We start from the raw sequence: 20,614 nt of genomic DNA on the forward strand, positions 1-20,614 counted from the left end.
CTCGACGCCGGGGCCTGTTCAGTTTGAGCCGGTCCCCGCCAGAAGGCTTGTCAGGAAAAACAGAAGCCCCCGTCGGAGCAACCCTGACAGCACCTGCTGCCGGCTTCGGACACACAACCGCCCGATTCCCCGATTCAACCGCCGAAAGCGGCAACCTACATTAGCCCCATGACCCTCCAGACCTTGCTCGGCCTCTCCGTTCCCATCGTCCAGGCGCCCATGGCAGGCGTGCAGGACAGCGCGCTGGCGATCGCAGTGACGCAGGCCGGAGGACTGGGTTCCCTGCCCGCCGCCACCCTCGGCGCGGAGGCGTTGCGGCGCGAGCTGGCGACGATTCGCGAACGCACCGCAGGCCCGGTGAACATCAACTTCTTCTGCCATGCCCCGCCCACACAGGACGCCGCGCGCGAACGCGCATGGCACGAGCGGCTCGCGCCGTACTACGCCGAACTCGGCGTGGATCCCGATGCGGTCCCGGCGGGACCGGCGCGTGCACCTTTCAGCCATGAACTGGCCGATGTCCTGGCCGAGCGGCCGCCGGCGGTGGTCAGCTTCCACTTTGGCCTGCCGGCGCCGGAGTTGCTGGCGCGCGTGCGTGCGACCGGCGCCCGGATCTTCTCCTCGGCCACCACGGTGGACGAAGCACGCTGGCTGGAAGCCCGCGGCGTCGACGCGATCATCGCGCAGGGGCTGGAGGCGGGCGGGCACCGCGGCCATTTCCTCTCCGACGACCTGCAAGCGCAGTCGGGCACGTTCGCGCTGCTGCCGCAGATCGTGCGCGCGGTGCGCGTGCCGGTGCTGGCGGCGGGCGGTATCGCCGATGCGGTCGGCGTCTCGGCCGCTCGCGCGCTCGGCGCGGCGGGCGTACAGGTCGGCACGGCCTACCTGCTGTGTCCGGAAGCCACGACCAGCGCCGTGCATCGGCAGGCGCTCACCGACCAGGCGGGCGAGGCCACCGCACTCACCAACGTCTTCACCGGTCGCCCCGCGCGCGGCATCTACAACCGGTTGATGCGCGAGATAGGCCCCCTGCGCGAGGACGCACCCGCGTTCCCACTGGCCGCGGCGGCGGTGACACCCCTGCGGTCCAAAGCAGAGGCGCAAGGACGAGGGGATTTCTCTCCGCTGTGGGCCGGCCAGAACACCAGCGGCTGTCGTGCCGTGCCCGCAGCCGAGATCACCCTCGCCCTGGCCCGCGGCCTGTAATCGACGCCGGCGCAGTAGCGACGTCGCCCAGCGGCTGATTGCGCGCGGCAGCTCCAGATCGAGCGGACAGGCCATGCGCCGATGCGCCGCGCTTATCCTGCCCCTTCTCCTCCATCCCGGTTCCGATGCCCGACTGCTCCGCCCTGCTGATCGACTTCGACGGCGTGCTGGTCACCAATGCGACCTCACGCCTCCCGCAGGATCTGGCCGCATTGGGCCTCACCCCCTTCTTCCACGGCGTCGCCAACTCGAGCGCGCTCGGCACGGCCAAGCCCGACGCGGCGATCTTCCACGCCGCACTCGCCCTGGCGGGCGTGGCCGCCCACGAGGCGCTGTTCGTCGACGACTCCTCGCGCAATGTCGCGGCGGCGGGCGCGCTGGGAATCCACGCACGCCGATTCGAAGGCCCCGCCACGCTGCGGGCGCTCCTGCACGAGCACGGCGTTACGGGCGTCCCACGCTGGCGCTGAGGCGCGCCGAACGCGCGCACGTCACGGCCGCTCCTCACGCGGCATCGCGGTAGCCGTCGGCACAATGCCGGCCTGTCCCACGTCGCGGTACTGCATGGCCTCGATCAACGTCCTCACCCTCAACATGCACATGGGGTTCAACCTGCTCGGCCGGCGCTTCGTGCTGCCCGAACTGCGCGAGGCGATCCGGGCCGTGTCCGCCGACATGGTGTTCCTGCAGGAGGTGCTCGGTGAACACGCGCATCACGCACGGCGCCACGCCGCGTGGCCCGCAGGACCGCAGTACGAATTCCTGGCCGACACCCTCTGGACGCAGTTCGCGTACGGCCGCAATGCGGTGTATCCGCACGGCCACCACGGCAACGCGCTGATGTCGAAATTCCCCATCGCCTCGTTCGAGAACCGCGACGTTTCCGTGCAGGGCCACGAGCAGCGCGGCCTGCTGCACGCGATCGTGCGGGTGCCCGAAGGCCCCGAGGTCCACACCGTGTGCGTGCATCTGGGCCTGCGCGAGTCGCATCGGCAGAAGCAGATCGGCCTGCTGTGCGGCATCGTCGCCGACGAGATTCCCGCCGACGCCCCGCTCGTCGTCGCCGGCGATTTCAACGACTGGCGCGTTCGCGGCCATGCGCTGCTGCGTCGCTGCGGGCTGGTGGAAGCTTTCGAACACACGCGCGGCCGACTGGCGCGGACCTTCCCGTCGCGCTGGCCGACCCTGCCGGTGGACCGCATCTACCTGCGCAACGCACGCGTCGCACAAGCGCAGGTGCTGTCCACGCAACCGTGGTCGCACCTGTCCGACCACGTACCTCTGCTGGCGAGGATCGACCTGTGAGGTGGTCGCGGGGCATCGATTCGTGCTGGCGCCGCGGCCATCGCGTGCGCCTGCTGGAGAACGGCGAGGACTACTTCGCGCGCGTGTTCGAGGCGATCGATGCAGCGCAGCGCGAAGTGCTGCTGGAAACCTTCATCTGGTTCGAGGACAAGGTCGGGCTGCAACTCAAGGACCGCCTGGTCGCGGCGGCGCAACGCGGTGTGCGCGTGCACTTCCTCGTCGATGCCTTCGGCTCGCCCGACCTGTCCGAGGACTTCGTGCAGGCGCTCACCTCGGCCGGTGTCGAACTGCGCATGTACGACCGCCAGCCGACGCTGTTCGGCATCCGCCTGAACATCTTCCGCCGCATGCACCGCAAGCTGGTGGTGGTGGACGAGACGATCGGGTTCGTCGGCGGGATCAACTACTCGGCCGACCACCTGGCCGATTTCGGGCCGACCGCGAAGCAGGACTATGCGGTGGAGGTCGAAGGACCGGTGGTGGCCGACATGGTGTCGTTCCTGCGCCAGGCGATGGTCACGCGCGGCACCGGCGAGCGCTGGCAGCCCGATGGCGCCGCCGACGCGCGCCAAGCCGCCGGCAGCGCGGACGTGTGCTTCCTGCCGCGCGACAACGGGCGGCGCTCGCGCAGCATCGAATGGGCGTACCGGCAGGCCTTCCGCGAGGCGCGGCGCGAGATCGTCATCGCCAATGCCTACTTCTTCCCCGGCTACGGCTTCCTGCGCGACCTGCGCGACGCCGCGCGGCGCGGCGTGAAGGTGCGCCTGATCTTCCAGGGCGAGCCGGACACGCCGCTGGCGCTGATGGCGGCGCGCGCCTTGTACCGGCATCTGGTCGACGCCGGGGTGTGCATCTTCGAGTACTGCGAACGGCCGTTCCACGGCAAGGTCGCGGTGATCGACGAGGAATGGTGCACCGTGGGATCGAGCAACCTGGATCCGTTGAGCCTGTCGCTCAACCTGGAAGCCAATGTCTTCATCCGCGATGCCGACTTCGCGCGCGAACTCCACGGCCGCCTGCAGGCACTGATCGACCGGCATTGCCGCGCGGTGGATCCGGCCGGCGTGCCGCGCGGGCGCTTCTGGCAGCCGCTGACGCGTCCGTTGCTGTTCCATGTGTTGCGCCGCTTTCCGAGCTGGGCCGGCTGGCTGCCGGCGCACACGCCGCGCACGAAGCTCGTGACTCCGCCCGAGGACGCGTCGCCACAAGGCACGGAACCGCCCGCATGAGCACCTCGCGCCGGCGCTGGCGTCGGGTGCGACGCATCGCCCTGTTCGTCTTCCTGGCGCTGGTGGCGTTCCTGCTGCTGCGCTACGCGCGCTCGGTCGACTGGGCGCAGGTGGGCGCGACGCTGGCGGCGTATGCGCCGAGCACGCTCGCACTCGCCGTCGCGATCACCCTCGCCAGCTACCTGCTGTACGCGTGCTACGACGTGGCCGCGCGGCGCTATGCGCACCACGCGTTGCCGGTGCCGCGGGTGATGGCGATCTCCACCGTCGCCTACGCCTTCAGCCTCAACGTCGGCGCGCTCGTCGGCGGCGCGGGGTTCCGCTACCGGCTGTACTCGCACGCGGGGCTGGCGCTGGGGACGATCAGCCGCATCGTCGCCTTTACCGTCAGCACGAACTGGGTCGGCTACCTGCTGCTGGCCGGCGCGCTGTTCGCATCCGGACGCGTGCGGCCGCCGCCGCACTGGCCGGTGAGCGGCGCCAACCTGCCGTGGCTCGGCGCCGCGATGCTCGTGGCCGTGGCGGCCTACCTCATCGCCTGCCACCTCACGCACGGGCGCGTTTTCCACGTGCGCGGTCATCACTTCCGCCTCCCTTCGGTGCCGCTGGCGCTGTTGCAGCTGGGACTGGCGGCGACCAACTGGGCGCTGATGGCGGCACTGCTGTTCGTGCTGATGCCGGCGGGCGTGACCTACACGGCGGTGCTCGGCGCGCTGCTGGTCGCGGCCGTGGCGGCGGCCATCGCCCACATCCCGGCGGGCATCGGCGTGCTGGAGGCGGTCTTCATCGCGCTGCTCGGCCACGAGGTTCCGCAACCCCAGATGCTGGCCGCGTTGCTGGCCTACCGCGCCTGCTACTACCTGGGGCCGCTGCTGCTGGCGATGGCCGGCTACGCCGTGCTCGAAAGCCGCGTGCGAGGCCGTCAAAGTCCGCCCATCGCAGCCCCCGGCGACGACGGGAACCGCCAACGAACGTGAACATTCCGTCATCGCCGCTGCGATAAGCTCGGGCGATTTTCCGAAAGACGCCGCAGGGCATGGGGGATGTCGGGTGAGCACGGAAACCAAGTCGCGCCGTTCGCAATCGGCGCGCAAGGCGACGCCATCGCCTGCGAAAGCCGTAGCAACGGCAGCGAAGCGGCGTGCAGGGGCCGAGGCCCCGCGCGAGCCGCTGGACATCATCATCGAAGCCATGGACGCCGTGCGCGCCGGCGACTTCTCCGTGCGCCTGCCGCTCAACTGGCAAGGACAGGAAGGCCAGCTCGCGCAGATCCTCAACGAGATCGTCAGCCATAACCGTCGCCTCGCCGCCGAGCTGGCTCGCGTGGGCGAAGCCGTCGGCCGCGAAGGCCAGACGCGCCAGCGCATCAACCCGGCCAACCGCGAAGGTCAGTGGTCGGGCATGGAGGAATCGGTCAACGCGCTGATCGACGACCTGGTCCGCCCGGTCGAGGCGATGGGCGAGGCGATGGCCGGCGTCGCCAAGGGCGACCTCACCCGCACCGTGCCGCTGGAGGCCGACGGCCGCCCGCTGAAGGGCGAATTCCTGCGCTCGGCGAACATCGTCAACCGCATGATCGAGCAGATGGGCGAGTTCAGCTCCGAGGTCACGCGCGTGGCCCGCGAGGTGGGCACCGAAGGCAAGCTCGGCGGCCAGGCGAAGGTGAAAGGCGTGTCGGGCGTGTGGAAGGACCTGACCGACTCGGTCAACCAGATGGCCTCCAACCTGACCGCGCAGGTGCGCAACATCGCCGACGTGACCATCGCGGTCGCCAACGGCGACCTCTCGCGCAAGATCACCGTGGACGTGCGCGGCGAAATCCAGCAGCTGAAGGAAGCCATCAACACGATGGTGGACCAGCTGCGCGGCTTCGCTTCGGAAGTGACGCGCGTGGCGCGCGAGGTGGGCACCGAAGGCAGGCTCGGTGGCCAGGCGATCGTGCCCGGCGTGGCCGGCACGTGGAAGGATCTGACCGACTCCGTCAACGCGATGGCGTCCAACCTCACCTCGCAGGTGCGCAACATCGCCGAGGTGACGACTGCCGTGGCGAAGGGCGATCTCTCGCGCAAGATCACCGTGGACGTGCGCGGCGAAATGCTGGAGCTGAAGAACACCATCAACACGATGGTCGACCAGCTCAACGGCTTCTCGTCCGAAGTCACGCGCGTGGCGCGCGAAGTGGGCACCGAAGGCAAGCTCGGCGGTCAGGCGCAGGTACCCGACGTCGCCGGCACGTGGAAGGACCTCACGGACCACGTGAACTCGATGGCGTCGAACCTGACGCTGCAGGTGCGCAACATCGCCGAAGTGACCACGGCGGTGGCGAAGGGCGACCTCTCGCGCAAGATCACCGTGGACGTGCGCGGCGAAATCCTGGAACTGAAGGACACCATCAACACGATGGTGGACCAGCTCAACGGCTTCTCCTCGGAAGTCACGCGCGTGGCGCGCGAAGTGGGCACCGAAGGCCGACTGGGCGGCCAGGCCGTCGTGCCGGGCGTCGCCGGTACGTGGAAAGACCTGACCGACTCGGTCAACGCGATGGCCTCCAACCTCACCTCGCAGGTGCGAAACATCGCCGAGGTGACCACCGCCGTGGCGAAGGGCGACCTCTCGCGCAAGATCACCGTGGACGTGAAGGGCGAAATCCTCCAGCTGAAGGAAACCATCAACACGATGGTGGACCAGCTCAACGGCTTCGCCGCGGAAGTCACGCGTGTGGCGCGCGAAGTGGGCACCGAAGGCAAGCTCGGCGGCCAGGCGCAGGTACCGGGCGTCGCAGGCACGTGGAAAGACCTCACCGACAACGTCAACTCGATGGCGTCCAACCTCACCGCGCAGGTGCGAAACATCGCCGAAGTGACGACGGCGGTGGCGAAGGGCGACCTCTCGCGCAAGATCGCGGTGGACGTGAAGGGCGAAATCCTCCAGCTGAAGGAAACCATCAACACGATGGTGGACCAGCTCAACGGCTTCGCCGCGGAAGTCACGCGCGTGGCGCGCGAAGTGGGCACCGAAGGCAAGCTCGGCGGCCAGGCGCAGGTGCCGGGTGTGACCGGCGCGTGGAAGGACCTCACCGACAACGTCAACTCGATGGCGTCCAACCTCACCACGCAGGTGCGCAACATCGCCGAAGTGGCGACGTCCGTGGCGAAGGGCGACTTGTCGCGCAAGATCGCGGTCGGCGCGGAGGGCGAAATCCTTCAGCTGAAGGAAACGCTCAACACGATGGTGGACCAGCTCAACGGCTTCGCCGCGGAAGTCACGCGCGTGGCGCGCGAAGTGGGCACCGAAGGCAAGCTCGGCGGCCAGGCGCGCGTGCCCGGCGTGGCCGGTACGTGGAAGGACCTCACCGATAACGTCAACTCGATGGCGTCCAACCTCACCACGCAGGTGCGCGGCATCGCGGCGGTGGTGACGGCGGTGGCGAACGGCGACCTGCACCGCAAGCTGACGGTGGAGGCCAAGGGCGAAGTCGCCGAACTCGCCGACACCATCAACAACATGACCAACACGCTGGCGATCTTCGCCGACCAGGTGACCACGGTCGCGCGCGAGGTCGGCGTGGAAGGCCGTCTGGGCGGCCAGGCCAAGGTGCCGGGCACGGCCGGCATCTGGAAGGACCTCACCGCCAACGTGAACCAGCTCGCCGCGAACCTGACCAACCAGGTGCGCGCGATCGCCGAAGTGGCGACCGCGGTGACGCAGGGCGACCTCACGCGTTCGATCCAGGTGGACGTGCGCGGCGAAGTGTCGGACCTGAAGGACAACATCAACGCGATGATCGCCAACCTGCGCGCGACGACCGAGTCGAACCGCGAGCAGGACTGGCTGAAGACCAACCTCGCCAAGTTCTCCTCGATGATGCAGGGCCAGCGCGACCTGCTCACGCTCGGGCAGATGCTGTTGTCGGAACTGGCGCCGCTGGTCGACGCACAACAGGGCCTGATGTACATCGTCGAAGAAGGCGATGGCGAATCGCCGCGTCTGCGCCAGCTGGCCGGTTACGCCGACACCTCGCCCGCGGTCAGTCGCACACTCGCGTTCGGCGAAGGCCTGATCGGCCAATGCGCCGCCGAGGCGCGCCTGATCCTGCTGGAGGACATCCACGGCATCGACGACGACGCGCAGCGCGTGCGCATCCAGTCGGGTCTGATCGAAGCCACGCCGCGCAGCGTGATCGTGCTGCCGGTGCTGTTCGAGGACCAGGTGAAGGCGGTGATCGAACTGGCGACGCTGCACGAGTTCACGCCTTCCCAGCGCGCGTTCCTCGAACAGCTCTCCGGCAGCATCGGCATCGTGCTCAACACGATCGAAGCGACGATGCGCACCGAGCGCCTGCTGTCGCAGTCGCAGCAGCTGGCCGGTGAACTGCAGACGCAGCAGAACGAGTTGCAGCAGACCAACGAGGAAATCGCGCTCAAGGCCTCGCTGCTGGCCGCGCAGAAGTCCGAGGTGGAGCAGAAGAACCTGCAGATCGAGCATGCCCGTCGCGCGCTGGAAGAGAAGGCGGCCGAGCTGGCGCAGACCTCGCGCTACAAGTCCGAGTTCCTGGCCAACATGTCGCACGAGCTGCGTACACCGCTCAACAGCATCCTGATCCTGAGCCAGCAGCTGGCGGAGAATCCGGAAGACAACCTGAGCGAGCGCCAGGTCGAGTTCGGCCGCACCATCCACGCCGCCGGCACCGACCTGCTGCACCTGATCAGCGACATCCTGGACCTGTCGAAGATCGAATCCGGCACGGTGACCATCGACATCGAAGCCATCAGCTTCGCGCACCTGCGCGAGAACCTGGAGCGCGGATTCCGCCACGAGGCCGAGCGGCGCAAGCTCGATTTCGTCGTGGAGATGGCCAAGGAACTGGGACCGACGCTGCGTTCGGACCCCAAGCGCCTGCAGCAGATCCTCAAGAACCTGCTGTCGAATGCGTTCAAGTTCACCGAGCACGGCAGCGTGCGACTGAGCGCGCGTCCGGTCACGCGCGGCTGGAACGACGAGCACCCGGTGCTGTCGCGTGCGCCGGTGGTGGTCGCCATCGAGGTCACCGACACCGGCATCGGCATCTCGCCGGACAAGCAGCGCATCGTGTTCGAGGCCTTCCAGCAGGCCGACGCAGGCACTGCGCGCAAGTACGGTGGCACGGGCCTGGGGCTGGCGATCAGCCGCGAGATCGCGGGCCTGCTCGGCGGCGAGCTCAAGCTGCACAGCGTGGAAGGCGAAGGCAGCACGTTCACGCTGTACCTGCCGCTCAACTACGTCGGCAGCGGCGACGCCCGCGATGCCGCGCGCGATGCCACGCGCATGTCCAGCCGCGTGCGCGTGGAAGTGCCGGTGCCGGCCGAACACGTGGCCGGCGTGGATGCACCCGCGGCCGAGCGGATCGACGACGACCGCGACGTGCTGATGGCGGAAGTGCCGACCTTGCTGATCGTCGAGGACGACACGCACTACGCCTCCGTGCTGCGCGACCTGGCGCGCTCGCGCGGCTTCCAGGTGCTGCACGCCAATCGCGGCGACGAAGCGCTGCGACTGGTGCGCGAATACCGCCCCACCGCCATCACGCTCGACATCTTCCTGCCGGACATGCTCGGCTGGACGGTGCTGGCGCGACTGAAGCAGGACGCGGCGACGCGGCACATCCCGGTGCAGATCGTCACGGTGGAAGAGAGCCGCCACCACAGCATCGAGCGCGGCGCGTTCTCCTACCTCGCCAAGCCGTCCACCTCGGAAACCATCGGCGAGGCGCTTGAGCGCATCAAGGAATACGCCACGCCGCGCGTGAAGCGCCTGCTGGTGGTGGAGGACGATGCCAACGAGCAGATGAGCATCGTCGAGCTGCTGCGCCACGACGACATCGTGATCGACACCGTCGGTTCCGGCGAGGAAGCGCTGGCGGCGCTGCGCGACGGCAAGTACGACTGCGCGGTGCTCGACCTGCGCCTTCCCGACATGAGCGGCTTCGACCTGCTCGACCGGATCCATGCGGACAATGCATTGAAGCGCGTTCCGATCGTGGTGTTCACCGGCAAGGACCTCAGCGCGGACGAGAGCGATCGCCTGCGCCGCGTGGCGCGCAGCGTGGTGCTCAAGGGCGTGGAATCGCCCGAGCGCCTGCTCGACGAGACGGCGTTGTTCCTGCACCGCGTGATCGGCGACCTGCCCGCGGCCAAGCAGCGCATGGTGCGCAGCCTGCACGAATCCGACGACGGCCTGCGCGGCAAGAACGTGCTGGTGGTGGACGACGACGTGCGCAACATCTTCGCGCTGTCCAGCGTGCTCGAGCGCCACGGCATGCACGTGCACACCGCCGGCAACGGCCGCGACGCGATCACCAAGGTCGGCGACATGCCCGAGCTCGACCTGGTGCTGATGGACATCATGATGCCCGGCATGGACGGCTACGACACGATGCGCGAGATCCGCACGCGCGGCGATCGCCGCACGCTGCCCATCGTCGCGCTCACCGCCAAGGCCATGAAGGGCGATCGTGAAAAGTGCCTGGAGGCCGGTGCCTCCGACTACCTGGCTAAGCCGGTCGTCACCGACCAGCTTCTCGGAGTCCTGCGTCAATGGCTGCAACGCTGAACGATGCCGCGGCCGCCACGGCGGCACCGGTCAAGATCCTGCTGGTCGACGACCAGCCCGGGCGCCTGTTGACCTATCGCACCATCCTGGAGCCGCTGGGCGAAGAGCTGGTGGACGCGCGTTCGGGCATGGAAGCGCTGAAGCTGCTGATGGAGGACGAGTACGCAGTCATCCTGCTCGACGTGAACATGCCGGTGATGGACGGCTTCGAAACGGCGACGCTGATCCACCAGCATCCGCGCTTCGAGAACACGCCGATCATCTTCGTCACCGCCGTGAACCTGAGCGACCTGGACCGCCTGCGCGGCTACAAGCTCGGCGCGGTGGACTACGTCATGGTGCCGGTGATCCCGGAGATCATGCGCACCAAGGTCTCGGTGCTGGCCGAGTTGTACCGCAAGCGGCGCGAGCTGCAGGTGCTCAACGCCAGCCTGGAGAACAAGCACCGCGAGCTGGAGCTGGAGAAGGCGCGCGAGCTGGAACGCCTGAACGCCTCGCTGCGCGCCGCCAACACGGAGCTGGCGCTGCGCAACCGCGAACTGCTGGCCGAGAACAAGGAACGCACGCGCGCCGAGCGCCAGTTGCGCGAGGCCGATCAGCGCAAGGACGAGTTCCTCGCCACGCTGGCGCACGAGCTGCGCAATCCGCTGGCGCCGTTGCAGAACGCGCTCGCCGTGCGACGCCTGCGCGCGCCGGACGACCACGACCCGCTGCTGACGATGATGGAGCGTCAGCTGTCGCTGCTGGTGCGCATGATCGAGGACCTGCTCGACATCGCGCGTATCACGCGCGGCAAGCTCACGCTGCGGCGCGGAACGACCGTGCTGCAGGACGTGATCGCCGCCGCCGTCGATACCGCGCGCCCGCTCATCGACCAGGGCGGCCACAGCCTGCACCTGCAATTGCCCGAGGCGCCGGTGCCGCTGGATGCGGACCATGCGCGTCTGGCCCAGGTGTTCGCGAACCTGCTCAACAACGCGGCGAAGTACTCCGATCCCGACGGCCGCATCGAACTGGGCGCACAGCTCTGCGACGCGGAAGTGCAGGTCTGGGTGCGCGACACCGGCATCGGCCTGACGGCGGAGCAGATGGAAACCGTGTTCGAGATGTTCCGCCAGGTGGACACCACGGTGGAACGCTCGCGCGGCGGCCTCGGCATCGGCCTGACGCTGGTGCAGCGCCTGACCGAGATGCACGGCGGCCGCGTGGAAGTGCAAAGCGAAGGCCCAGGTCACGGCTCGACGTTCCGGGTGCACTTGCCGCAGGCGGGCGTGACCGAAGTGGTGGCGCCTGCGCTGCCGGCCACGCGCGGCATCGCTTCGGCGCCGCGTCGCGTGCTGGTGGTGGACGACAACCGCGACGCCGCCGACACGCTGGCGATGATGGTGCGCCTGCTCGGCCACGACACGCGCGCGGTATACGACCCGCAGACGGTGGAAGCCGAAGTGGCGGGCTTCGTACCGGAGATCGTCTTCCTCGACGTCGGCATGCCCGGGCGCAGTGGTTACGACGTGGCGCGCGCATTGCGCGACGCGCACGGCGCCACGCTGGTGATCGTCGCCGTCACCGGCTGGGGCCAGCCGGAAGACAGGCAGCGCACGCTGCAGGCGGGCTTCGACCATCACCTGGTCAAGCCGCCGGACATCCAGGCCATCATGGACATCTGCAGCAAGGGATTGCGTCCGCTCGCTGAGGACACACCGCAATGAACGGCACCAGCCCACACTGGATGAGCAAGTGGGCGCACGACCTGCGCGGCCCGCTGTCACCGATCCAGTCCGCCCTGTTCCTGCTGCGGCACGGTTCGGCCGACGGGCCCGAGCGCGACGAACTGTTCGAGCTGGTGGACCGGCAGATTCGCCGGCTCACCGGCATGATCGACGAGATCGGCGACTGGGTGCGTTCCGACCAGGGCCGCCTGCTCACGCGCAGCGGGCCGATCGACCTGGCGCTGATCATCGAAGCCAGCCGCGGCATCGGCGCCAACGCGGTGGAGGTCAGCTACGAGGACGGCGCCGACAACGTCTGCCTGGAAGGCGATGCCTCGCGCCTGGCGAACCTGCTTTCCACATTCTTCTGGCTGGTGTCGACGCCGCTGGACACGCCACTGGAAGCGGGCGTCGCGAACGCAACCAAGGGCACGGTGACGGTGCGCCTGGACGACGGCGGCGTTTGGTTGGCCGGGCCGCTGAGTGCGGCGCTGCGTGCGTCGAGCAACGTGGACACGTTGTTCACCGAGCCGCAGCCCGCACCGGCCGGCGACGGCCTGGGCCTGCGGCTGCTGATCGCCAGTGCGATCGCGACGGGGCACGGCGGCGAGCTGGCCACGCGCGCGACGGACGACGGTGGCGTCGACGTCGTGCTGCGGTTGCCGTATCGGCCTGCGTGAGCTTGCGCGTTGGACCCTCTCCCGCGTGCGGGAGAGGGGTTGGGGTGAGGGCGCTTCGCGGCACCTTCTCCCGCGAGGGGAGAAGGAAGAACTCCCGTCACCGCGGCGCCAACCGCTCCGCATTGCCGTACGGCTCGGCGCGCAAGGCGCCATCGCGGATCCAGTCCACCAGCATTGCGTAGTAGCCATCGGCGTAGCGCGTCGCGGTGCGCTCGCCGTCGGCTCCGGTGTCGAACTCGATGATGCCGTGGTCGGTGCCGGGGAACTCCACCACCTCCACGTTCGCGTTCTCGCGCGCGACCGACAGCAAGCGGCGACGCGATTCTTCCGGCGGCGCCTCGGCGTCGCTGCCGGCGATGATCCACAGCAGCGGCACTTTCGTCGCGCGCAACGGCGGCATCGGATCGTGGCTCCACGTGGTGCCTTCGTCGTGCAGCGGACCGAACAGGCGCAGCATCAGCGGCGAATGCTTGACCAGATCGCCGGTGTACTCGCCCTGCATCGCGCTCCACCACGGCTCCTTGCCGTACTTCGCCTTCACCGCTTCCAGCCGATCGAAGCCGTCCTTGAAGCCCGAGGCCATCACCGCGCCGGTGGCGTCGCTGACTTCGCGCGCCTTCACCAGCGCATCGCCGTGGAAGCCGGCCTTGATCAGGTCCAGCTGCACCTGGTCGCGGTCTTCGGCCAGCGGGCTGTCGGCCAGGCCGTAGCTCACCGCGACGAATGCCGGATCGCTGCGCTGCGCGGCGAGCGGTTCGATCCAGCCCGCCTGGCTGCCGCCGCTGTAGCCCACGCGGCCCGCGCGCGAACCGGCGAGGCGACGCGCTTCCTTCAATGCGGCCGCGGCGTCGTCGGCGAGCAGGTGGAAGTCCTGCGAGTAGCGGCCGGTGCTCTCGCCCGTGCCGCGCTTGTCGTACACGAACACGCCGATGCCGTGCGCCGGGAAGATGCGCTGGAACGCGTTGAACGTGCGCGCCGAATAACGCTCCGAGCCGTGCACCATCACCGCGATCGGCACCGGCCCATCGCCCGGCGGCATCACCAGCCGGCCCGCCAGCGTTTCGCCGTTGCCCTGGAAGCGGGTTTCCACGGCCTTGAATTCGAGCCTCGTCCCGCGCTGCCCCTCGAACGAGAACGCCGGCGCTTCGCACGTGCCCAGCGACACCGGCGTGGGATCGGGTCGATCGCTCCAACCGACGGTGCCGGTCCACTTGCCCGCGGCGTCCTGCACCACTTTGCCGGTGCGTCCGTCCATCAGGCGCCAGCGCAGTCCTTCGCCCGACACGGGCGCGAAGTCCACCCAGCGCCCGTCGTCCAGGCGATAGAGGCCGACGTGGCAGGCCATGCGCGGATCGGGCGGCGGGTCGCGCTGCGGGCGCATCCACCAATAGGCGGCGCCGGCCAGCAGCGCGATCAGAACCAGCACGGACACGAGCACCTTGCGCATGAGCGATCTCCCTTCGACGGCGCGAACTGTAACGGCATCGCAGCGATGCCCACATGTGCAGGGATGCACGGTAGGCCGGCAGGGTTTGGACGCGTGTTCATCTCGCGCGCGAGGGGCCGCATTGTTGCGCCCGGCTCAACACGAAGCGTCCCCGCGCGGGGCTACCTGTGCGTGGGGGTGCTTCCTAGACTCCTTGCGCCGAAGGCCCGCGACGTCACGACGCCTCGCCTTCATCACCACTCTCGCCGTGCCCAGTACGGCGGACACCGGAGTTTCCCCCATGCGCATCTACCACTCCCTCGGCCTGACCATCGCGATGCTGTCGGTCGGCGCCGTCGCCCACGGCCAGCACCACAGCGCGGCCCCCGGCCCCGTCGTCACGCCGGTCCTGACCCAGCCGCTGCCCGACTACCCGGGCAAGGAAGGGCACGTGCTCACCGTGACGTATCCGCCGGGCGGCTCCTCGCCGCTGCACCATCACGATGCATACGCGTTCGTGTACGTGCTGGAGGGTGCGGTGACGATGGCCGTGGAAGGCGGCGAGGAAGTCACGCTGAAAGCGGGCCAGGCCTGGACCGAGAAGCCCGGCGACATCCACGCCGTCAGCCGCAACGCCAGCAAGACCGAGCCGGCGAAGTTCGTCGTGTTCTTCCTGAAGGATGCAGGCAAGCCCGCGGTGATGCCCGGGCGCTGAGCGCGCGCCTCAATCGCCCACGGCCAACGCGCCCGGCAGGCTCATGCCGGGCGTCCAGCCGCTGCGCGCCAGGAACGCCTTGGGATCGTCCATCTCGAGGATGTCCTTCACCGCCTGCCTGCGATCGTCCGCGCGCAGGTAATACGCCTTCACGATGCGATAGCCGACCCAGTAGCCCAGGTCGTACGGCGCATCCGAACCGCTGCGGTAGTCGTAGAACCACGCCGACAGGTCGGTGCTGTCCATGTCGCGCGCGAAGGCCGATTCGATCTGCGCTTCCTTGCCCCGCGTCCATCCGGCGTGGCGCGAATTGCCGACGTTGCCCGAGACGAGTTCGGCGATGAACTCGGCCGTGCCTTCGGCCAGCGCCAGGCGCAGCACCGTGGCCTGCGGATCGCCCGGTTCGAACTCGGTCGGCGCGGTCTGCTGGATGTGCGCGTACTCGTGCGCGATGACATGCACGAAGCGGTCCTGCACGTTCGGATTCATGAAATCCGCCGCGCACAGCGCCTCCAGGCCGAGCGTGACGCCGCCCGGATACGTCATGCCCACCGGCCGACCGCGACCGACGACGATGGCGACCGGCGGGAATTTCGCCTGCGGATACACGCTCGCCAGGCGCGCGAACGTGTCGGCGAGCCTTCGTTCGACCGCCGGCAGTTCGGCCAGGCATCGCTTCGCATTGGCATAGACGGCCGGATCGCTCGCCATGCGATCGGCGATGCTCTGCGCGGTGACGCGTCGCAGACGCGCGAACTCGGCCAGGCTCGGCGTGCCTTGGGCGATGTACTCCTGTTGGATCTGTTGCACCGTCGGCTTGCCGTCGGTGGCGTCGTAGAGCGCGTAGAAACGCGTGACGTCCTGCGTGTGGATGTCGGGCCCGCCTGCGAACGCGCAAGTCGGAACCAGAAGCGCGGCGAGAAGCAGCGTGAAGCGCGAACGTGCAGGCATGGATCAATCCCTGAATGAATGCCGCGGAGGATGCAGCGCGAGGCCGCCGATCATGCCAAGGTCCCTGCGGCGATGGCAGTCCCACACGTCACACCTCGTGAGCGGGGCCTGAGCGCTTGCGCGTGCGCGTCGGCGGCTTCGTCGTCGACGCGTCAGTCCTTCCTGGGCTTTTCAGGCGTCGGCTGCGCGGGCGTCTCCGGTTTGGATGGCACGATGGGCGGTGTCGCGCCTGGGATACGCGTCATGGGGGGCACGCCCGCTGCCTTTCGCACACCATCGTCGATGATGATCTTCACATTGGGCCGTGGTCCTTTGTCGTCCTTGTTGAAAGACATGGAAGCCTCCTTCGCATTGATGGCGATGAACGCGGTGGTGAGGAAAACGGCAAGACAGAACGCGGAGCCAGAGGCCCAGTTGAAGATCTCGGTCAGGAGGGCAGGCGTGTTGGGTGAACCCCATGCGCTGGTGTTCTGCTTCAGGTAGTAGTCGTCGGCGATCTCCAAATGCCGTTTCAGCGCAAGCTGTGCCAACAGGTAGGACGCGATCGTAAGCGTGATGCACAGGGCGAATAGCAGCCACGACCCGTACAACAGATAGGCATGCGCAGCCCGGGTCAGCGGCACGAAGTCCTTGAGGAATCCGAGCGAAAGGGCGAGCGCGCCGCTTGCGTAGGTCAGGATTGACCTATCGAAGTTCTCTGAATTTGAAAGCTGCCGCCTGAAGGTTTCTTCCTTCAACTCGGAGAACAGTTTGACGGGCTCGACGGTGGACATCATGGCCTCCCGGTATCGATAACGGGAAAGCCCGAGAGGCCGGTCAGAGTGAGGGGCTCGACCGATCAGCGCGCCCCAGCTTTTGCACTAACATGGTGCAATGCCCACCCCCACCCCGCCCGACACCGCCCGCCCCGAGCTCGACGCGCTGACCACGCCGGTCGCGTGGAGCGATGAGGAAGGGGCGATCGTCGGGTGCAACGCGGCGTTCTCGCGCTGGCTCGGGGTCAGCGCGCGGCGGCTGGTGGGGTGGCCGCTGGCGGGTCTGGACGGTGGCGAGGGCCGGTTGGCCGAGGCGATGGCCCGGCTCGATGCGGCCGACGCCCCGCTGCGCCTGCGCCGCAACCGCCTGCGCTACGCCGACGGCGAGGAGTGTTTCGCCGATGTTTGGCTGAGCCGACGCGACGACGGCGGCTGGTTGCTGGAGGCGCACCCGGTCGATGAGTTCCCCGGCGACGATCCGGCGCTGCTGCTGCCCTCGGCGCTGTCGGCTTCGCTGAAGGGACTGGCCCATGAACTTCGCAATCCGCTCGCGGGCCTCAAGGGTGCCGCGCAATTGCTCGCGCGGCGCATCGATGCCGACAACCCGTCGGGCGATTCGCGCGAACTGGTGGCGATGATCGGTTCTGAAGTCGAGCGCCTCACCGCGCTGGTCGATCGCCTGCTCACGCCCGCGCCGCCGCGTCCGCATGTGCCGCTCAACATCCACGCCGTGCTCGAACGCGTGCTGCGCCTGGCCGAGAGCGAGGCCGGTTGGGCGGTGCGCCTGGTGCGCGATTACGACCCCAGCCTGCCCGAGTTCGCCGGCGACGCCGACCGTTTGATGCAGTCGGTGTGGAACCTGGTGCGCAACGCGATCGAGGCCGGCGCCGCCAACGTCACGCTGCGCACGCGCGCCGAGCACGCGGTGCGCATCGGCGACGCGGTGCATCCGATGGCGCTGCGGCTGGACATCATCGACGACGGCCGCGGCGTGCCTGAGGAACTCACCGAGCGTCTGTTCCTGCCGCTGGTCTCCGGCCGCGCCGAGGGCAGCGGGCTCGGCCTGGCGCTGGCGCAGCAGGTCGCGCGCGAGCACCGCGGCTCGCTGGCGTACCGCTCGCGGCCCGGCCACACCGTGTTCACCCTGCTGCTGCCGATGCAGGTCGAGGAAGAAGCGACATGAGCAACGCCCGCGTCTGGGTGGTCGACGACGACCGCAGCGTGCGCTTCGTGCTGGCCACCGCGCTGCGCGAGGCGGGCTATCGCGTGGACGGTTTCGAGAACGCCCGCGAGGCGCTCGATGCGTTGGCGCAACGCGGCGCGCCGGACCTGTTGTTCACCGACGTGCGCATGCCCGGCGACGACGGGCTGGTGCTGCTCGACAAATTGAAGGCGCAGGCGCCGAAGCTGCCGGTGATCGTGATGAGCGCCTACACCGATGTCGCCAGCACGGCGGGCGCGTTTCGCGGCGGTGCGCACGAGTTCCTGTCCAAACCTTTCGATCTGGACGAAGCGGTCGAGCTGGCCGCGCGCACGCTCGCCACGATCGACAGCGCCGCGCCGCCGCAGCGCGACACGGCCGCCACGCAGGACGACGCGCTGATCGGCGAAACACCGGCGATGCGCACGCTGTTCCGCGCGATCGGCCGCCTGGCGCAGGCGCCGTTGTCGGTGTTGATCACCGGCGAGACGGGCACGGGCAAGGAGTTGGTCGCGCGCGCGTTGCACCGCGAGTCGCCGCGCGCACGCGCGCCGTTCGTCGCGCTCAACACGGCGGCCATTCCCGCCGAACTGCTGGAAAGCGAGCTGTTCGGCCACGAAGCGGGCGCCTTCACCGGCGCGCAGCGTCGTCACGTCGGGCGTTTCGAACAGGCGCACGGCGGCACACTGTTCCTGGACGAGATCGGCGACATGCCGCTGCCGTTGCAGACGCGCTTGCTGCGCGTGCTGGCCGAAGGCGAGTTCTTCCGCGTCGGCGGGCGCGAACTCATCCGCGTGGACGTGCGCGTGATCGCCGCGACGCACCAGGATCTGGAAGCGCTGGTCGAAGCCGGCCGCTTCCGCGCCGACCTGCTGCACCGGCTCGACGTGGTGCGCCTGCGCCTGCCGGCGCTGCGCGAACGGCGCGAGGACGTTCCGCGGCTGGCGGAGCGTTTCCTGCATGCCGCCGCGACGCGTTTCGATGCGCCGGCCAAGCGTTTTTCGCCCGGCGCACTGGAACGCTTGATCGCCTACGACTGGCCCGGCAACGTGCGTCAGCTGGAGAACCTGTGCTGGCGACTGGCCGCGCTCGCACCGGGCGAGACCATCGCGCGCGAAGACCTCGACGACGCGCTTGCGGCCACACCAGGCAAGGACGCTGCGCAAACGGCCGGCGATGATGACTGGGATCGCCGCCTGTCGGCATGGGCGCGAGCGCAGCTGGAACTGGGGCGCGACGACATCCATGCGCAGGCACGCGAGCGCTTCGAGCGCGCATTGTTCGACGCCGCGCTGGAACACACCGGCGGGCGCCGTACCGAAGCGGCGGCGCGGCTCGGCCTGGGGCGCAACACGCTCACGCGCAAGCTCGGGCCGGGACGACGACGGCCTTCATGAGGCCATCACGCTGTTCACCGCTGGCCCACTCACCCATCGCTACGCTGCACGCCACCCCGATGCGCCCGCCGCGCATCCGGTTTCCCCATTCGCAACACCGCATGATCGCAAGGAGATGCCGATGAAGACCCCGCTGATGCCCGCCCTGCTCGCCACCGCCGTCGTGGCGCTGTCGGCCTGCAGTTCGTCGGCGCCGACGAAGAGCACGGCACCGGCGGCGCCGGCGGCGCCGGCCGCGCCGGCCGCGCAGTCCACCGCGAAGGCGGCGACGGTCAACCTCGCTTCGGCGTCGGGCAGCCTGGTCAGCGGCAAGCTGAGCATCGTGCCGATGGGCGACGGCGTGCACCTGACGGGCGAGATCGGCGGTTTTTCGCCGGGCAGCACGCATGCCATCCACATCCACGAGAAGGGCGACTGCAGCGCGGTCGACGCCAGCAGCGCCGGCGGTCACTTCAATCCCTCCGCGCAGCCGCACGGCAAGGTCGGCAGCGGCGCGCACCACGGCGGCGACATGGACAACATCGTCGCCAACGCCGAGGGCGTGGCGCAGGTCAACGCGCATGCGCAAGGCGTGACGCTCGGCGGCGGCGCGGCCAACGACGTCGCCGGCAAGGCGGTGATCGTGCACGCCTCGCCGGACGATTACCGCACGCAGCCCACGGGCAATGCGGGCGGACGCATCGCCTGCGGCGTCATCACCGTTACGCGCTGAGGCCAGCAAGAAGATGTGACGCGTGAGCGCCGGCCACGGGCCGGCGCCGTACACTCGGCGTTCCCCACTCCGGTGCCTCGCGCCATGTCCACGCTGCGCATCCGCCCCGCCCACGCCCACGATCGCGACCTGCTCGCACAGTGGGCGCAGGCCATGGCGCTGGAAACCGAACACAAGCACCTGGACGAAGCCACGGTGCGCGCCGGCATGGAGGCGGGCATCGCCGATCCGGCGAAGGCGCGTTACTTCATCGCGATGCAGGAATCGGCGGTGGCCGGCCGCGAAACCATCGCCGCACCGGCGGGCACGCTGATGCTCACGCGCGAGTGGAGCGATTGGCGCAACGGTGACTGGTGGTGGATCCAGAGCGTGTACGTGGCGCCGCCGTTCCGCCGCCAGGGCGTGTTCTCCGCGCTGTACCGCCATGTCGAAACGTTGGCGCGGCAGACGCCGGGCGTGGTCGGCCTTCGACTGTATGTGGAGCGCGAGAACACCAATGCGTTCAAGACGTACACCGCGCTGGGCATGGTGGATGCGGGGTACGCGATCCTGGAAGCGGAGTTCGCCAAGCGGCCGTGAGCGGCGCGATGCAAAAGATCGCGCCAACCTGCAAACCCTCCTCGTCGCTGAAGCAGACGAGGAAGTTTCGATCCAGCGCAACCTTCGCGTCGCCGCGACCGGCTATCCTCCGCGTTTACACGCTGAACACGCGTCCGGGCGCACGGTGCGCCGCATGAACC

The 20,614-nt window shown here is 68.9% G+C and carries 16 protein-coding genes; 13 read left to right on the forward strand and 3 right to left on the reverse strand.

What is annotated here, in order from left to right; genetic code table 11:
* Positions 1–168: 168 nt before the first annotated feature.
* The 8 genes from JI752_RS13125 to JI752_RS13160 all read left to right on the forward strand — a co-directional run bounded on the left by JI752_RS13125 (position 169) and on the right by JI752_RS13160 (position 12,717).
* Complete coding sequence (locus tag JI752_RS13125) at positions 169–1,206, forward strand: nitronate monooxygenase (RefSeq protein WP_216964771.1); 1,038 nt, start codon at positions 169–171, stop codon at positions 1,204–1,206.
* Positions 1,207–1,331: 125 nt separating this feature from the next.
* Positions 1,332–1,676, forward strand: a complete 345-nt coding sequence (locus JI752_RS13130) for an HAD-IA family hydrolase (protein ID WP_216964773.1) — start codon at positions 1,332–1,334, stop codon at positions 1,674–1,676.
* 94 nt (positions 1,677–1,770) lie between these two features.
* Positions 1,771–2,511, forward strand: a complete 741-nt coding sequence (locus tag JI752_RS13135) for an endonuclease/exonuclease/phosphatase family protein (protein ID WP_345777354.1) — start codon at positions 1,771–1,773, stop codon at positions 2,509–2,511.
* The gene (gene clsB, locus JI752_RS13140; RefSeq protein ID WP_345777355.1) at positions 2,508–3,740 is read left to right on the forward strand and encodes a cardiolipin synthase ClsB; all 1,233 of its coding nucleotides are present in this window, start codon (positions 2,508–2,510) and stop codon (positions 3,738–3,740) included. Before JI752_RS13135 ends, clsB begins: the two co-directional genes overlap by 4 nt.
* Positions 3,737–4,717: a lysylphosphatidylglycerol synthase domain-containing protein gene (locus JI752_RS13145; RefSeq protein ID WP_216964776.1), complete on the forward strand. Its 981-nt coding sequence runs from the start codon at positions 3,737–3,739 to the stop codon at positions 4,715–4,717. The genes clsB and JI752_RS13145 overlap by 4 nt, the downstream gene beginning before the upstream one ends.
* Positions 4,718–4,790: 73 nt before the next feature.
* Entirely contained in the window at positions 4,791–10,328 is a 5,538-nt protein-coding gene (locus tag JI752_RS13150) for a HAMP domain-containing protein (RefSeq protein ID WP_216964778.1), read from the forward strand.
* Positions 10,313–12,037 (forward strand): response regulator, encoded by a 1,725-nt coding sequence (locus JI752_RS13155; protein WP_216964780.1) that lies wholly within the window; start codon positions 10,313–10,315, stop codon positions 12,035–12,037. Before JI752_RS13150 ends, JI752_RS13155 begins: the two co-directional genes overlap by 16 nt.
* Positions 12,034–12,717, forward strand: a complete 684-nt coding sequence (locus JI752_RS13160) for a HAMP domain-containing sensor histidine kinase (protein ID WP_216964782.1) — start codon at positions 12,034–12,036, stop codon at positions 12,715–12,717. The genes JI752_RS13155 and JI752_RS13160 overlap by 4 nt, the downstream gene beginning before the upstream one ends.
* A 97-nt stretch (positions 12,718–12,814) precedes the next feature.
* Here JI752_RS13160 and JI752_RS13165 read toward each other — a convergent pair whose 3' ends face one another.
* A complete protein-coding gene (locus tag JI752_RS13165) occupies positions 12,815–14,164 on the reverse strand; it encodes an alpha/beta hydrolase (RefSeq protein WP_216964784.1) in 1,350 nt (449 codons plus the stop codon).
* A 280-nt stretch (positions 14,165–14,444) separates the two neighbouring features.
* Between JI752_RS13165 and JI752_RS13170 the strand changes: the two genes are divergently transcribed.
* Positions 14,445–14,858 (forward strand): cupin domain-containing protein, encoded by a 414-nt coding sequence (locus tag JI752_RS13170; protein WP_216964786.1) that lies wholly within the window; start codon positions 14,445–14,447, stop codon positions 14,856–14,858.
* Positions 14,859–14,867: 9 nt separating this feature from the next.
* Here the strand turns inward: JI752_RS13170 and JI752_RS13175 are convergent, their stop codons facing one another.
* Complete coding sequence (locus JI752_RS13175; RefSeq protein ID WP_216964788.1) at positions 14,868–15,809, reverse strand: DUF2268 domain-containing putative Zn-dependent protease; 942 nt, start codon at positions 15,807–15,809, stop codon at positions 14,868–14,870.
* 152 nt (positions 15,810–15,961) lie between these two features.
* Positions 15,962–16,582: a hypothetical protein gene (locus JI752_RS13180; RefSeq protein WP_216964789.1), complete on the reverse strand. Its 621-nt coding sequence runs from the start codon at positions 16,580–16,582 to the stop codon at positions 15,962–15,964.
* Positions 16,583–16,682: 100 nt separating this feature from the next.
* Between JI752_RS13180 and JI752_RS13185 the strand changes: the two genes are divergently transcribed.
* The 4 genes from JI752_RS13185 (at position 16,683) to JI752_RS13200 (ending at position 20,453) form a co-directional block, all read left to right on the forward strand.
* Entirely contained in the window at positions 16,683–17,747 is a 1,065-nt protein-coding gene (locus JI752_RS13185; RefSeq protein ID WP_216964791.1) for an ATP-binding protein, read from the forward strand.
* On the forward strand, positions 17,744–19,162 hold the full coding sequence (gene ntrC / locus JI752_RS13190) for a nitrogen regulation protein NR(I) (RefSeq protein ID WP_216964793.1): 1,419 nt from the start codon (positions 17,744–17,746) through the stop codon (positions 19,160–19,162). The genes JI752_RS13185 and ntrC overlap by 4 nt, the downstream gene beginning before the upstream one ends.
* A gap of 115 nt (positions 19,163–19,277) precedes the next feature.
* A complete protein-coding gene (locus JI752_RS13195; RefSeq protein ID WP_216964795.1) occupies positions 19,278–19,874 on the forward strand; it encodes a superoxide dismutase family protein in 597 nt (198 codons plus the stop codon).
* Between the two features lie 84 nt (positions 19,875–19,958).
* Positions 19,959–20,453: a GNAT family N-acetyltransferase gene (locus JI752_RS13200; RefSeq protein ID WP_254200763.1), complete on the forward strand. Its 495-nt coding sequence runs from the start codon at positions 19,959–19,961 to the stop codon at positions 20,451–20,453.
* Positions 20,454–20,614: the final 161 nt, after the last annotated feature.

It is taken from the genome of Lysobacter sp. MMG2, assembly GCF_016735495.2.
Classification (GTDB): domain Bacteria; phylum Pseudomonadota; class Gammaproteobacteria; order Xanthomonadales; family Xanthomonadaceae; genus Lysobacter_J.